This window comes from Streptomyces sp. NPDC093109 (assembly GCF_040701725.1).
GTDB lineage: Bacteria > Actinomycetota > Actinomycetes > Streptomycetales > Streptomycetaceae > Streptomyces.
In genome coordinates this window covers 20,677-34,265 of record NZ_JBFBEZ010000026.1, presented here as the reverse complement: position 1 = coordinate 34,265, position 13,589 = coordinate 20,677, and the positions used below count along the sequence as shown (strand labels likewise).

The window sequence follows — 13,589 nt, the reverse complement described above, 5'->3', positions numbered from 1 at the left end:
CGTGCTCCGCGACTGCCACCGCTGGTCTGCCGTGCTCCGCGACTGCCACCGCATTCACCCACGATCGCGGTGGCCGCCGTCCCGCTCAGGAGCCGGTCACCATACGCAGGGGAGCTCCACGTCGATCACTGTCGGGCCGCCCTGGGGGCTGGTTACGGTGACCGTTCCGTCGAGGGCGGCGACGCGGCGGCGCATGCCCACCAGGCCGGAGCCGCCCGTCTCGTCGGCGCCGCCCCGGCCCTCGTCGCGGACCATGACCACCAGCCCGGTGCGGGTGCCGGCCAGCCAGACCTCGGCGGTGTCGGACCCGCTGTACTTGGCCGCGTTCGTCAGTGCCTCGGCCACGACGAAGTACGCCGCCGCCTCGACCGCCGCCGGCACGCGGGCGCCGCTCTCGGCACCGTCCTCCAGACCCTGCACCTGTACGGTCACGTCGAGCCCGCTGCTCGCGGCCAGCGCCCGCACCGCGCCGGCGAGGCCGCGGTCGGTGAGGATCGGCGGGTGGATGCCGCGTACGACGTGCCGCAGCTCGGTCAGCGCCTCCTCGGCCTGGTGCTGCGCGTCGTCGAGCAGCCGGCGCGCGCCGTCCGGGTCGCGGTCGTACGCGCGTTTCGCCAGCCCGATCCGCATGGACAGCGATACGAGCCTGGCCTGCGTACCGTCGTGCAAGTCCCGCTCGATACGGCGCAGTTCGGCGCCGTGCGCGGCGATCGCGCCGGCCCGGGTGGCGGTCAGCTCCTCGACGCGCTCGGCGAGCAGCGCGCTGGGTGAGGGCTTGAGCAGGGCGGTCGACCATGCGGCGTCGAGGTCCGCGAGCCGGCTGATCAGCGGCAGGACGACCGCGTCCCGGCGCAGCAGTCCGCACAGCACGCCGTCGACGAGCAGCCCCACCAGCCACAGGGGCACCGCCAACAGCAGCAGCAGACCGTAGACGTAGTAGGCCGCCATCCACCGCAGATCCTTGCGCGTACCGGGGTCGCGGACCGCCGTGCGCAGCCGCTCCCTGAGCGGACCCGTCAGGGGCGCGTACGCCTCGGGGATCTTCCTCCCCGTCCACGCCTCCACCTGGGTCCGCTTCGCGCCCGCCACCCGGCGCAGCAGGAGGACCGCCTCGGGCAGTATCCCGGCACCCACCACCGTCACGGTGGCGGCGGCCGAGAACAGCAGCACGGTGACGAACAGGTACGAGAAGAAGCCCAGGGCCGTGGCCCCCGCGAGCTGCACTGTGGCCCGAGCCGCCTGTCGCACTGTTTTTCGCATGCTGACCAGGCTAATTCCTGGCTCCGCCCCGGGGCGGGAGAGCGGGCACCCGACTCGGGGTGTAGCCCGCTACACCATGAGTTCGGGAGCGGCACTCCTCGTTCCGGCGGGCGGGCGACGGCATCGTTGAACCCAGCGGATCTCCGAGGTTCGCCGAGGCCCCAAGGCTCACCGAGGCCCACCACCGTTCAGCGCGCCGGAAGGAAATCCCATGAAGTCGCTCCTCTCGTCGCATCCGGGGACGGATCTCGTGGAGCGGCCCATGGCGCGTACGGAGACCGGGCGGGACGGCGTCCAGCGGACCCCGGCCCCCATAGCCGCCCCGGCCGCCGCTCCCGGACCGCTCGCCTCCTTCGCCCGGTTCGTCCTGCTCGGCGGCGGCGTCGGTGTCGCCTCCAGCTTCGCCGTCACCTCGCTCGCCGGGATGATGCCCTGGGCCGTGTCGAACGCGCTGGTCACGGTCGCCTCCACGGTCCTGTGCACGGAGCTGCACGCCCGCTTCACCTTCGGGGCCGGGCGGCGCGCCGGATGGCGGCAGCATCTTCAGTCGGCGGGGTCGGCTTCGGCCGCCTACGCGGTGACCACCCTCGCGATGCTCATCCTTCACATCGTGCAGCCGTCGGCCGGAACGCTGCGCGAGCAGGCCGTCTACCTCAGCGCCTCCGCACTCGCCGGCATCGGACGCTTCCTGGTCCTGCGCCTGTACGTCTTCGCCGCCGGCCGGAACCGGGCCCCGGAGCGGGCCAAGGGGCGGGCCAAGCGCGTGACGGTGTCCCCGTCCATCCCGGCGCAGCGGCCCGTTCGCCCCATGGCGACGGCCCGGACGCTCGCGCGCATGGCGTAGAGCAGCCCCCCAGCCCACAGCCACCAGCCCCAACCGCCCAGCCTCGCAGCCCCCTCAGCCCCTCGTCGGGCGGAGGGGGCTGCTCGCTGTGCGCGGTGCTCACGCCCGTCCCCGCCCGTCCTGCCTGTCCCACCCGTCCCGCCCGGGACGGCATGGCATGCCCCGGCCGGGAGGACCGTACGGTAATGCTCCCGCGCGTCACCGCACTCAGGGCGGCGCTGCGCGAGGGCTACGAGCGCGAGTACGAGCCCGAGTACGAGCCCGAGCCCGAGCCCATGCGCGACCGGACAGCCGTACGGAAGGCCGTCGCGGCGAGGCCACGACGGCCGGTGGGCTGAGCGAGCGGTGGACGCAGGTGGACGCAGGTGGACGCAGGTGGGCGCCGGCGGACGCAGGCGGATGTAGGCGTACGCCGGTGGACCGCCCCGGAACGCCCGAGGGCCCGGCGGCGAGCAGAACGCGCTCGCCGCCGGGCCTGGGTTCTCGCCGTTCCCCGTCCCCACGGGTCGGGCGAGAGCGGGGCCGATACCGCCATGGCGGCCCCGGGTCTGGGAGGTGTCAGTGACCGGTCAGGACCAGTTCGGGGTTGTCCTGGTCGGCGGCCGGCGCCGTGGGGGCCGGGTGCTTGCGGCTGATGGCCTCTCCCTCGACGTCGATGCTGGGGAGGAGCCGGTCCAGCCAGCGGGGCAGGCGCCAGGCGCGGTCGCCGAGGAGGGCGAGGACGGCGGGCACGATGGCCATGCGGACGATGAAGGCGTCGAAGAGGACGGCGACGGCGAGACCGAAGCCGATCATCTTGATCATGGACTCGCTCGCGCCGATGAATCCGGAGAAGACCGCCACCATGATCAGACCGGCGGCGACGACCACCCGGCCGCTGGTGCGGAACCCGGAGACGATCGCCTCCGCGGGCCGCTCACCGTGGACGTATGCCTCGCGGATACGGGAGACCAGGAAGACCTCGTAGTCCATGGCGAGTCCGAAGACGATGCCCACCAGGAAGATCGGCATCATGCTCATGATCGGGCCGGTCTGTTCGACGCCGAGGAGGCTCGCGCCGTGGCCGTTCTGGAAGACGGTGACGACCACACCGAGGGCGGCCAGGACGGAGAGCAGATAGCCCAGGGCGGCCTTCAGAGGCACCAGGAGGGAGCGGAAGACCAGCATGAGCAGGACGATCGCGAGCCCGACCACAACGATGAGGTAGGGGATCAGGGCGTCCTGGAACTTCTTCGCGACGTCGATGTTCATCGCGGTGCTGCCGGTGACCTCGTACGTGGCGCCGGCCTCGGCCTCGATGCCGCCGCGTTCGGCGCGGATCGACTTGACCAGGTCGATGGTCTTGGAGTCGGTGGGGCTGGTGGAAGGGGTCGCGGTGATGATCGCCGCGTCGCTCTCCTTGTTGAACTGCGCCGGTGAGACGGAGACGACCCCGTTCGTGTCGGCGATGCGCTTGCTGATGGTGGCGGCGGCGGCCTTCGGGTCGTCCGATCCCTTGGTGTCGATGACGATCATCAGCGGGCCGTTGAAGCCGGGGCCGAAGCCGTCGGCCAGCGCGTCGTAGGCACGGCGTTCGGTGGCGGAGGTGGGCTTGGCCTCGTCGCCCGGCATACCGAGCTGGAGGTCGGCGGCCGGGACGGCGAGTGCGCCGAGGCCCACGACACCGAGGATGAGGATGGGCAGGGGGTGGCGTACGACCGCGCTCGCCCAGCGGCTGCTGGCGTTCTTGACGTTGCCCGCGCTGTCGGTCTTGGTACGGCGGGGCTTCTTGCCCTTGCGGACCCGGCGGGAGAGGACGGCGTTGGGCCAGAAGCCGAGCAGGGCGGGGACCAGGGTCAGGCAGATGAGGACGGAGACGACGACGGCACCTGCGGCCGTGAGACCCATCTTGGTGAGCATCGGAATGCCCACCACGGTCAGTCCGGCCAGCGCGATGACGACGGTCAGACCGGCGAAGACGACGGCGGATCCGGCCGTACCGACGGCCATCGCCGTGGCTTCCCGTGGCGTACGTCCCTTGCCGCGTTCCTCCCGGTAGCGGGAGACGACGAACAGGGCGTAGTCGATGCCGCAGGCGAGGCCGAGCATGGAGGCGAGGGTGCCGCTGGTGAGGGAGAGGCCGAAGGTGCTGCCGAGGGCGATGATGGCGGTCATGCTGACGGCGACGCCGATGACGGCGGTCAGCAGCGGCAGCCCGGCCGCGGCCATGGACCCGAAGGTGATCAGCAGGACCACCGCCGCGATCGCGATGCCGATGATCTCGGCGGAGCCGCCCGCGGCGGGCTGGGTGGCCAGGGCGTCGCCGCCTATCTCGACGGTCAGCCCCGCCTTGCGGGCCTGGTCGACGGCCTGCTCCAGGTGCTCCTTGCCCGCGTCGGTCAGATCACCGGCGACTTCCTTGAAGGAGACGGTGGCGTACGCGGTGGAGCCGTCCGCGCTGACCGCCTTCGCCTGGAACGGATCGACCGCCCCGGCGACCTGCGGGCCGTCCGCGGCGTCCTTGACCAGCTCCTCGATGACCGCCTTGTTCTTCGCGGCGGTGACCTTCTCACCGTTCGGCGCGATGAAGACGATCCTGGCACTCGCCCCGTCCGCCCCTGACCCGGGGAAACGCTCGTCGAGGAGGTCGAACGCCTTCTGCGACTCGATGCCCGGCATCGCGAACCCGTCGTCGGGCGCCTCCGGAGCCTGCGTCGCGGCGAAGCCGACAGCGCCGAGCACGGCCACCCACAGCAGAGTGACGAACCATCGCCACCTGAATGAGATACGACCCACGTGATACAGGAAAGTTGCCATGGCGGTCAGGAGCCTCCACATCGGCGGAACACGAACAGGGGAAAGCGGAGCGGAAAAGACGGAGAGAGAGGCTCGTTCCGTCCGCCTCGGCCAGGGCCGGGGACGGCGCGCCTCATCGGTCTCCACGATTCCGTTCCGCGGGCTCCGCCACGAGGGACCACCCTCCCGAACCCGGGGTGTAGCCAGCTACACCCCGTGAGGGGGGCAGGGGCGGGGTCAGACAGAGGTCGGACACGGGTCAGGGACGGGCGAAGCCCGTCTGGTACGCGACGACGACGAGCTGCGCCCTGTCGCGCGCGCCCAGCTTGGTCATGATGCGGTTGACGTGCGTCTTCGCCGTGTGGGGCGATACGTACAGCCGCTGCGCGATGTCGTCGTTGGACAGGCCGGCGGCGACCAGACCCAGCACCTCGCGCTCGCGTCCGGTGAGCCGGTCCATGCCGGGCGGTGCCGGGCTCGGCGGTACGGGCCCGGGCGCGGTCAGGTAGTGGGCGATGAGCGCTCGGGTGGCCTTGGGCGACAGCAGCTCCTCGCCGAGGGCCACGGTACGGATCCCGTCGAGCAGGACGGCCGGCTTGACCCCTTTCCCGAGGAAGCCGCCGGCGCCGCCGCGCAGCGCCTCGAAGACGTACTCGTCGGCCTCAAACGTGGTGAGGATCAGCACCCGTACGCCGCCCAGCGCGCTGTCGGCGCCGATGATCCGGGTGGCTTCCAGGCCGTCCATGTCGGGCATGCGGATGTCCATGAGCACGACATCCGGGCGGGTGGCGCGGGTCAGGGCGACGGCCTCGTGGCCCGTACCCGCCTCGCCGACCACCTCCAGATCGGGTTCCGCCTCGATGAGCATGCGGAATCCGGCGCGGATCACCAGTTGGTCGTCGACGACGAGTACGCGGATGGTCATGCCGGATTCGCTCCTTCTGTCGTGGTTTCGGTGCCGGCGCTGGCCGCGGGCAGCAGAAGCCTTACGTGGAGCAGGAACGTGCCGTCGGGCTCCGGCCCGGCGGACAGGAAACCGCCGGTCGCGCGGGCGCGTTCCCGCATCCCGGTCAGTCCGAGTCCGAGTCCGAGTCCGGTGCCGGTTCTGGCCGGCCCCGCGCGCATCGCGTTGCGTACGGTGATGTCCAACGCGCCCGGACCGTACTCCAGCAGCAGCCCCGCCGCCGGTTCGCGGCCGTGCTTGTGCGCGTTGGTCAGCCCCTCCTGGATGATCCGGTACGCGGCCAGATCCGTGGCGGGCGGCAGTTGCCGGGGCTCCCCGGCGATCCTCTGCCGGACGGCGAGACCGACCGAGGTGAACGATTCGAGGAGCCGGCCCAGCCTGGACAGGCCGGGGAGGGGCTCGGTCGGCATGGTCTCGTCGCCGGACTGCCGTAGTACGTAAAGGAGTTGGCCGAGTTCGTCGAGCACCGCGCTGCCCGCCTCGTGAATGTGGCCCAGCGCGACCTCCACCTTGTCGGGCCGGGTGCGCGCGAGGTGGCCGGCGACTCCGGCCTGCACGTTGATCAGCGCGATGTGGTGGGCGATCACATCATGCAACTCCCTGGCGATCCGCAGCCGTTCCTCCGCGACCCGGCGGCGGGCCTCCTCCTCCAGGGTCGCCTCGGCGCGTTCGGCCCGTTCCTCCGCCGCGGTGACGTAGCTGCGCCAGGTGCGCACACTGAAGCCGACGGCCGCCGCCATCCCGACGAACGCCACCACCCCGAAGGTCTCCCCGCTGAGGGCCGAGCCCGCGGCATGGGCGTTGGCCGCGTAGAGGGCGCCGGCCGTGGCGGCGGTGGCGGTGATCGCGGGCCACCGGCGGGAGGTGGCCGTGACGGTGCAGAGCGCGATCATCGCGGTGGTCTGGAGGAGGTGCGCGGTCGTGGTCGCGGCCCCGACCGCCGCCACCGCGCCCGGCAGCGCCAGCGCCAGTACGGTCAGCGGCGCCCGGCGCCGGGCGAGCAGCAGCAGGAACGTCACACCGGCGGCCATCGCGTGGCGGCCCGAGGGCCCCCGCCCGGCCGCGCCCAGCGTCTCCAGCGCCGTGCCCGCGCCCGCGATCACGGCCGCGAGGGCCGCGTCCCACAGGCGCGGGTGAGCCCCGACCGCCCCGACCACCCGCCGCAGGAACACCGTGCCCTTCCCGGCCCCGGCCCCGGCGTACGACGTCACGGCCCCGGCGCGACCGCGTCCGTCAGTCACGCATCGCGCCGCTTCAGCAGCGCCGCCGCGCCCGCCATGAGGACGACGAGGTAGCAGCCGAAGACCAGGAGCCCGGTCCACGGCGCCAGCGCGTCGCCCACGCCCGCGCCGCCCGTCTGCTCGGTGATGAACGACTGCGCGGCGTTCATCGGCAGATACGGGAAGACGGCGTCGCTGATGCTCCCGGGCAGCAGCCGCAGCACGCTCGGCACCAGGAACAGCACGCCGACCACCGCGGTGATCGCGCCCGCCGTGTTGCGCAGCATGCTGCCCGCCGCCAGTCCGACCAGCCCGCCGCCAGTCCGACCAGCCCGGCGCCGGTCAGATAGACGGCCGCGCCGATGACCGCCCGGAAGGCTCCGGGGTCGGCCAGCGAGGCGCCGTCGAGACCGCGGGAGGCCAGGATGGCCTGCCCGGCGAGGAACGACACCATGCTCGCGGCGAACGTGAACGCGAAGCTTCCCGCGGTGAAGACCGCCGCCTTCGCCCACAGCACCGGCAGCCGGGCCGGCACCGCGGAGAGCGTGGAGCGGATGGTGCCGGTCGCGTACTCGCCGGTGGCCATGAGCACCCCGACCACCGCCGTGGCCAGCGCGGCCATCGTGACCCCGTAGAGGCTGTTCCACGTCGGATCCCGCAACGCCGGGCCGCTTCCGCCGTCACCCTCCACGACCAGGGAGGACACCAGGCCGAGGGCCACCGTGACCAGCGCCGCGACGGAGAGGGTGGCGAAGCTGGAGCGCAGCGACCAGAACTTGATCCACTCCATCCCTGATCTTGCGTGGGTATCCTCGGCTTCGGCCGGGGAGGGAAACGCATCCTCGTCCCGGTGGCGCGTGGCGCCGGAGTTCGCTCCGTCTCTGTTTTGACGGTCAGACAGGCCGCTTCTGGTCCTCGATGTACTGGCGGATCACGGTCAGTGGTGCGCCGCCGCAGGAGCTGGCGAAGTAGGAGCGTGACCAGAACGCTGAGCCCGTCCCGATGTGGTTTATCCGGCCGGTGTACTCGGCCCGCAGGTAGCGGGAGCTGACGCCCTTGAGGCTGTTGATCAGCTTGGACAGGGCGATCTTCGGAGGGTAGTGCACGAGCAGGTGGACGTGGTCGGCTTCGCCGTTGAACTCGCGCAGTTCCACTTCGAAGCTGGTGCAGACCTCCCGCATGATCTCTTCGCAGCGCTTGAGCATGGTGTTGTCGAAGACATCGCGCCGGTATTTGGTGACGAACACCAAGTGAGCGTGCAAGGTGTAGGTGACGTGGCGTCCACTACGGATATCAGGGTTTGATTCCCAGCGCGGTGACATACGCCAAGCGTAGTATCTTCTTTGAAGCCGACCAGGAAGCGGGGTGGGCCGGATGATCCGTGCGTACAAGTTCCTCATGCGGCCCACCGTTCGTCAGACGGCCGCGCTCGGCGAGATGCTGCGGGATCACTGCTCGCTCTGTGCGACGTGAAGTCGCTTGGATGTAGTAATCGAAATAGGTGAAAGATAACGGTTTCGGACAGTGTGCACAGTCCGATCCCCACGATCAACTGCGGAGGTGGCAACGCCTCGGTGGGAAGCAGATCGTAAAAGTCCAAGGCCATCCTGTCCGTCAGGAAGGAACAGGCGAGGGGAAGGCCGGACGGGTGAGCGAAAGCGAACCTCCAATAAACTTCGTAACAGTGGGCTCTCGTCAGACGGGACGAAACGGAGAGACGGGTCTAGATCCTATGAGGATCAGAGGAAGTCAGCTCTAGAGTGAGCAGGCTATACGCACACCCTCGACCCCGGAGGATAAGAGGCACCCACCCCGGCCGCATCTACTCCATGCGGAACACGGAAACCCTGCCTCCTTCCAGCAAAAGCTGGTAGGGAGATCGAGAGGTCAACCGATGAGGTGGCAGGAAAGGAAGATCCAAGAAGCGAAGGGCGACCGCTGAAAAGCAACAGGAAAACCGGGGCCCAGGTACACCGCCTGCCCGGCAATAACTGGTCGCATACGCGACACATGTCGCGCCCCGCAAGGGGGCTGACGTGGATCTGGTGACACACGGTACTGAAGATTGCAAGGCCAACAGAACCTGAGGACAAGTTAGACACGGAGGGGAAGATGACCACGATAAGCACCACCGAGGTCGACGACGCCCTCGCGGTGAACGGACCGAGGGACGAGGAGTTGAAGTGGGACCAGGTTGACTGGGCTCGCGTCAACGAACGAGTACAGCGGCTGAGGCAGCGGATCTACCGGGCTACGGAAACAGGCAATTACAAGCAAGTGAGAAACTTGCAGAAGCTCATGTTGCGCAGCTACGACAACACGCTGGTAAGCGTGCGTCGGGTCACGCAGGTGAGCAAAGGGCGCAAGACTGCGGGCGTGGATGGGAGAACCGCTCTCTCAAACGCGAAACGCATGAAGCTGGTAGGGGAGATTCATTCTGCTACACAGCTTTGGCGGACCCGACCGGTCAGGCGCGTGTACATCCCGAAGGCCAACGGACGACAGCGACCACTGGGCATCCCGACGATCACGGACCGAGCTAATCAGGCACGGGCCAAGAACGCTCTGGAACCCGAGTGGGAGGTCAAATTCGACAGGAGATCGTACGGGTTCAGGCCCGGACGTGGGGCCCACGACGCCATTCAGGCGATCTGGATCACCACGAGCACCAGGGCAGGCAAAGCGCCCTCCCGGCGCTGGGTGCTGGACGCCGACCTTGCGTCGGCGTTTGACCGAATCGATCACTCCCACCTCATGGCCAGCATTGGCAACTTCCCCGGCAAGGGAATGATCCAACGGTGGCTTAAGGCCGGAGTCCTGGAGAATGGGCGGATCGCCCACACTGATGAGGGCACACCTCAAGGTGGGGTAATCAGCCCTCTACTGTTGAACGTCGCGCTCAACGGAATGGAGCAGGCAGCCGGGTGCGTATACGACAGTCGCGGCAGCGCGGCCAAAGGCACCCCAGTCCTGGTGAGGTACGCAGACGATTTTGTGGTCATCTCGGAAACAGAAGAGGGTGCGCACCAAGCCAGGAGGAAGCTGGCGGAATGGCTGCACCCAAGAGGGCTGCACTTCAACGAGGAGAAGACGAAGGTCAGACACCTCAGTGAAGGGTTCAACTTCTTGGGCTTCACCATTCGAAGGTACCCAGAGAACAAGCGGGGCCAAGCCGCAACTCTGGTAACCCCCAGCAAAGAGGCTGCCGTTAGGGCCCGAGCGAGGATCAGGGACGAGATCAAGAAACTGCACGGCGCAAATGCGGCCGCGCTCATCTCGGCCCTCAATCCCTACATCAGGGGATGGTCCACGTACTACAGGGGCGCATCATCCTCGGAGACCTTCGCCGAACTCGACCACTACATGTGGAAATGCACATACAGATGGGCGAGAAGGATGCACGGCAACAAGGGGAAGAAGTGGGTGGCGCGCAGGTACTACGGGAAGGTGTCCGGGCGGAACGACAAGTGGATGCTCAAAGACCCAAGTGGGAAAGGGCATCTGCTGCGGTTCGCACACACCAAGATCGTCAGACATGTCAAGGTCAAGGGAAATCACTCACCCGATAACCCAGACCTCAAGACGTACTGGGAAAGCCGCAGGAAGAGGAAAGAACCGCCGCGCATGACGGCCTCTAAGGTCTACCTCGCGGCCCGGCAGAAGGGGCTGTGCCCACTCTGCTGGTTGGACCTCATCCAAGGAGCCGAGTATGAACCGGACAACGTCCGGGGCTGGGTGGACTGGTTCGAAGCGAAAGGCGAAACGCTCGACGTGGACCACCTGGTACGACGAAGCGAAGGCGGCAGCGATCATCCGAGTAACCTCCGGCTCGTACACGCCGACTGCCACGATCTGCGTCACGCAGGAGACGGCAGAAGGCCCGGAAAGAAGCCTGTAGAAGCTGCATGATGTTGCTTGAGCCGTGTGCGGTGAAAGTCGCAAGCACGGTTCTGAGGGGGGCTCCGTCCCAGTAATGGGCGGGGCCTACCCGACACAACGGAGCCTTGCAGGAACGCCGCGACGCCTACCGGCACGCCTCGAGGACGAGCGTCACGTACGGGCAGCAGTCCGCGCAGCTCAAGGACATCCGGGCGTTCGACCCGGAACGTCAGGGTCGCTGGTCGTTCTCGTCGCAGCAGGCGACGTTGCGCCGTCTGGACAAGGCGTTCGCCGCGTTCTTCCGCCGGGTCAAGTCCGGCGAGACGCCGGGCTGCCCCCGTTTCCGGGGCGTCAACCGGTTCGGCACCGTCGACTTCCCCAAGGACGGCGACGGCTGCCGCTGGGACTCCACCCCGCACGACCCGGTCACCCGTGTCCGCTTCCAAGGCGTCGGGCATGTCAAGGTCAACCAGCACCGGCCCGTGGCCGGCAAGGTCGGGACCGTCTCCGTCAAGCGCGAAGGCAAGCGCTGGTACGTGATCCTGACCGCCGAGCAGTCCCAGCCGGAGCCGCTGCCCGCGACCGGCAGCGTGGTCGGCATCGACATGGGCATAGCCAACTTCCTTGCCGACTCCAACGGCGAGTTCGCGCCCAACCCGCGCCACGGCCGCCGCGCCGCCGCGAAACTTCAAGCCGCACAGCGGGCACTGTCCCGCTTCCCCCGGGTGCGCCGCGACAAGCGCACCAAGAACCACCAGCGGGCCGTTCAGAAGGTCGCCGACCTGCACCGTAAGGTCCGGCGCCAACGCCTCGACCACGCACACAAGACCGCCCTCGACCTCGTGCGCGAACACGACTTCATCGCGCACGAAGACCTCAAGATCCGCAATATGGTCAAGGCTCCCGCCCCGAAGCCGGACCCCACTGCCCCGGGCAGTTTCCTGCCGAACGGGGCCGCCTCCAAGGCCGGACTCAACCACTCGATCTCGGATGCCGGATGGGGGGTGTTCCTGACGATCCTGCACGCCAAGGCTGAAAGCGCCGGACGGGAAGTGATCGCCGTGGACCCCCGCAACACCTCCCGCACCTGCCCCGAATGCGGGCACGTCGCAGCGGAGAACCGGCCCACACAGGAGAAGTTCCACTGTCAGAACTGCGACCACCAGACGCACGCTGACACCGTGGGCGCGCTCAACGTTCTACGGGCCGGGCTGGTCCGTCGCAAAGCCCAACCGGCATAGCGAGAAGCCCCCTCGTTCACGAGGGGGAGGAGTCACCTGGAAGTAGTGGTCCATCACCGAGATCCAGCCGACCCCGGCCGTCTCGGCGGCGGCGCCGACCGCCGCCAGTTCGGGACCGGGACCGCCCGGCCCCTTCGCGTCGTCGAATCCGACGATGTTCATGCCCAGTCGCATGTACGTCTCCTCCTCGCTGCGGGCCGCGACGGTGCGCGGCGCACTGATCAGGCTTGGTCGGTGGTGGCGTTGGCGCTGGTGGTGGGGCGGACGGCCGAGCGGGCCAGTGCCGCGACCCGGTCGGCGGCGACCGGGGTGCCGGGCGTCCGGACGTACCAGCCGTACATCTCCTCCTGGCTCAGCTCCTGCTCGGGCTTCGCGGTGAAGTACGGGTCGACATAGACCGGGGTGCCCGGCTGGCTGCGCCAGCTGTCGGCGAGCGTGCCGATGTCCACCGCGTCGTAGCCGAGCAGGTCCAGCAGCGCCGTGGCCTCGGCCTTGGCCACCGCGTCGTCACCGGCGATCGGCAGGGCGCTGCGGTCGGTGGCGCCGGCGGGCCGGGCCAGGGTGAACAGCCGGACGAAGTCGATGTTGTTGAACGCCTTGACGACCTTCGACTCGGCGAGGTGCCGCTGCACCAGCGCACTGGAGGTCAGCCCGGCCGGCGCGCCCTCGTCCAGCGCGGCGATGGGGCCGAAGCGGTCCGGGTAGTAGTTCATCGTGTCGATGACGGTCTTGCCGGCCGACGCGGCGGCGGGCAGCTGCTCGTGGGCGCCCAGCAGGATCGTCGCCACCACCAGGTCACCGGCCTCGGCGGCCTCGACGGGCGTGGCCGCGCGCGCCCGGGGGCCGAGTTCGGCGACCAGGTCCGCGAGGGTCTCGGGGCCGCGGGAGTTGCTGAGTACGACGTCCAGGCCGGCGGCGACGGCGAGGCGGGCCAGCGCGCTGCCGATGTTGCCGGCGCCGATGAGTCCGAGGGTCTTGGTCATGGCTTCATGTCTCCATTTTCGAAAGGGAGTTATGGGGGTGGAGCTGCGGGAGAGGGGCGGGTGTCAGGCGCGCAGGCTCACGCCGCCGTCGATCGACCACGCCTGGCCGTTGATCCAGGCCGCGTCGTCGGAGAACAGGAAGGCGGCGGCGCCGGCCAGGTCGGCGGGATCGCCCAGCCGCGGACTGCGTCCGGCGTCCAGCGCGTGGGCCGGCTGCCCCTCGTCGAAGTTCCGCACCAGCTGCTCGCTCAGGACCAGCCCGGGGGCCAGCACATTGCAGCGGATGCCCTCCTTGCCCTTCAGACCTCTCATGTGTCCTCCTTCGTTCGTCGCTCTTCGTTACTCAGCTTCATGACCGAGTTGTTGCCGCAGGCATGGCTCAATGGCGATAATTGACACTCGGTGTCACAGTAGCGTCCGAAG

Annotated in this window: 13 protein-coding genes and 1 pseudogene; 4 read left to right on the top strand and 10 right to left on the bottom strand. The window is 69.0% G+C overall.

All coding sequences use genetic code 11. From position 1 onward, the window contains the following. Positions 1–96: 96 nt before the first annotated feature. The gene (locus tag AB0389_RS24065) at positions 97–1,260 is read right to left on the bottom strand and encodes a histidine kinase (RefSeq protein WP_366397534.1); all 1,164 of its coding nucleotides are present in this window, start codon (positions 1,258–1,260) and stop codon (positions 97–99) included. A 211-nt stretch (positions 1,261–1,471) separates the two neighbouring features. Between AB0389_RS24065 and AB0389_RS24060 the strand changes: the two genes are divergently transcribed. Together AB0389_RS24060 and AB0389_RS24055 are read left to right on the top strand one after the other, a co-directional pair. Continuing rightward, a complete protein-coding gene (locus AB0389_RS24060) occupies positions 1,472–2,104 on the top strand; it encodes a GtrA family protein (RefSeq protein ID WP_366397533.1) in 633 nt (210 codons plus the stop codon). Between the two features lie 185 nt (positions 2,105–2,289). After that, positions 2,290–2,442 carry a hypothetical protein gene (locus AB0389_RS24055; RefSeq protein ID WP_366397532.1) on the top strand — a complete coding sequence of 51 codons (153 nt, stop codon included), beginning with the start codon at positions 2,290–2,292 and terminating at the stop codon, positions 2,440–2,442. Between the two features lie 220 nt (positions 2,443–2,662). On the opposite strand, the gene AB0389_RS24050 is transcribed toward AB0389_RS24055, so the two are convergent. From AB0389_RS24050 to tnpA, 6 genes are all read right to left on the bottom strand, one after another. Continuing rightward, positions 2,663–4,900 (bottom strand): MMPL family transporter, encoded by a 2,238-nt coding sequence (locus AB0389_RS24050; protein WP_366397531.1) that lies wholly within the window; start codon positions 4,898–4,900, stop codon positions 2,663–2,665. A 238-nt stretch (positions 4,901–5,138) separates the two neighbouring features. Continuing rightward, positions 5,139–5,804, bottom strand: a complete 666-nt coding sequence (locus AB0389_RS24045) for a response regulator transcription factor (protein WP_366397530.1) — start codon at positions 5,802–5,804, stop codon at positions 5,139–5,141. Continuing rightward, entirely contained in the window at positions 5,801–7,084 is a 1,284-nt protein-coding gene (locus AB0389_RS24040; protein WP_366397529.1) for a histidine kinase, read from the bottom strand. The genes AB0389_RS24045 and AB0389_RS24040 overlap by 4 nt, the downstream gene beginning before the upstream one ends. Then, positions 7,081–7,233 carry a hypothetical protein gene (locus tag AB0389_RS24035; protein WP_366397528.1) on the bottom strand — a complete coding sequence of 51 codons (153 nt, stop codon included), beginning with the start codon at positions 7,231–7,233 and terminating at the stop codon, positions 7,081–7,083. Before AB0389_RS24035 ends, AB0389_RS24040 begins: the two co-directional genes overlap by 4 nt. Then, positions 7,230–7,853 (bottom strand): hypothetical protein, encoded by a 624-nt coding sequence (locus tag AB0389_RS24030; protein WP_366397527.1) that lies wholly within the window; start codon positions 7,851–7,853, stop codon positions 7,230–7,232. The genes AB0389_RS24035 and AB0389_RS24030 overlap by 4 nt, the downstream gene beginning before the upstream one ends. 103 nt (positions 7,854–7,956) lie before the next feature. Next, complete coding sequence (tnpA, locus tag AB0389_RS24025) at positions 7,957–8,385, bottom strand: IS200/IS605 family transposase (RefSeq protein WP_366397526.1); 429 nt, start codon at positions 8,383–8,385, stop codon at positions 7,957–7,959. 790 nt (positions 8,386–9,175) lie between these two features. Here tnpA and ltrA point away from each other — a divergent pair. Then, entirely contained in the window at positions 9,176–10,972 is a 1,797-nt protein-coding gene (gene ltrA / locus AB0389_RS24020) for a group II intron reverse transcriptase/maturase (protein WP_366397525.1), read from the top strand. Positions 10,973–11,055: 83 nt separating this feature from the next. Next, positions 11,056–12,183: pseudogene (locus AB0389_RS24015) on the top strand (transposase); the annotation flags it as partial. Here the strand turns inward: AB0389_RS24015 and AB0389_RS24010 are convergent. From AB0389_RS24010 to AB0389_RS24000, 3 genes are all read right to left on the bottom strand, one after another. Continuing rightward, the gene (locus AB0389_RS24010; protein WP_366397524.1) at positions 12,142–12,357 is read right to left on the bottom strand and encodes a hypothetical protein; all 216 of its coding nucleotides are present in this window, start codon (positions 12,355–12,357) and stop codon (positions 12,142–12,144) included. The pseudogene AB0389_RS24015 and the gene AB0389_RS24010 overlap by 42 nt on opposite strands. Positions 12,358–12,404: 47 nt before the next feature. Then, positions 12,405–13,166 (bottom strand): NADPH-dependent F420 reductase, encoded by a 762-nt coding sequence (locus AB0389_RS24005; protein WP_366397523.1) that lies wholly within the window; start codon positions 13,164–13,166, stop codon positions 12,405–12,407. 63 nt (positions 13,167–13,229) lie between these two features. Next, the gene (locus tag AB0389_RS24000; protein ID WP_366397522.1) at positions 13,230–13,478 is read right to left on the bottom strand and encodes an SDR family oxidoreductase; all 249 of its coding nucleotides are present in this window, start codon (positions 13,476–13,478) and stop codon (positions 13,230–13,232) included. Positions 13,479–13,589: the final 111 nt, after the last annotated feature.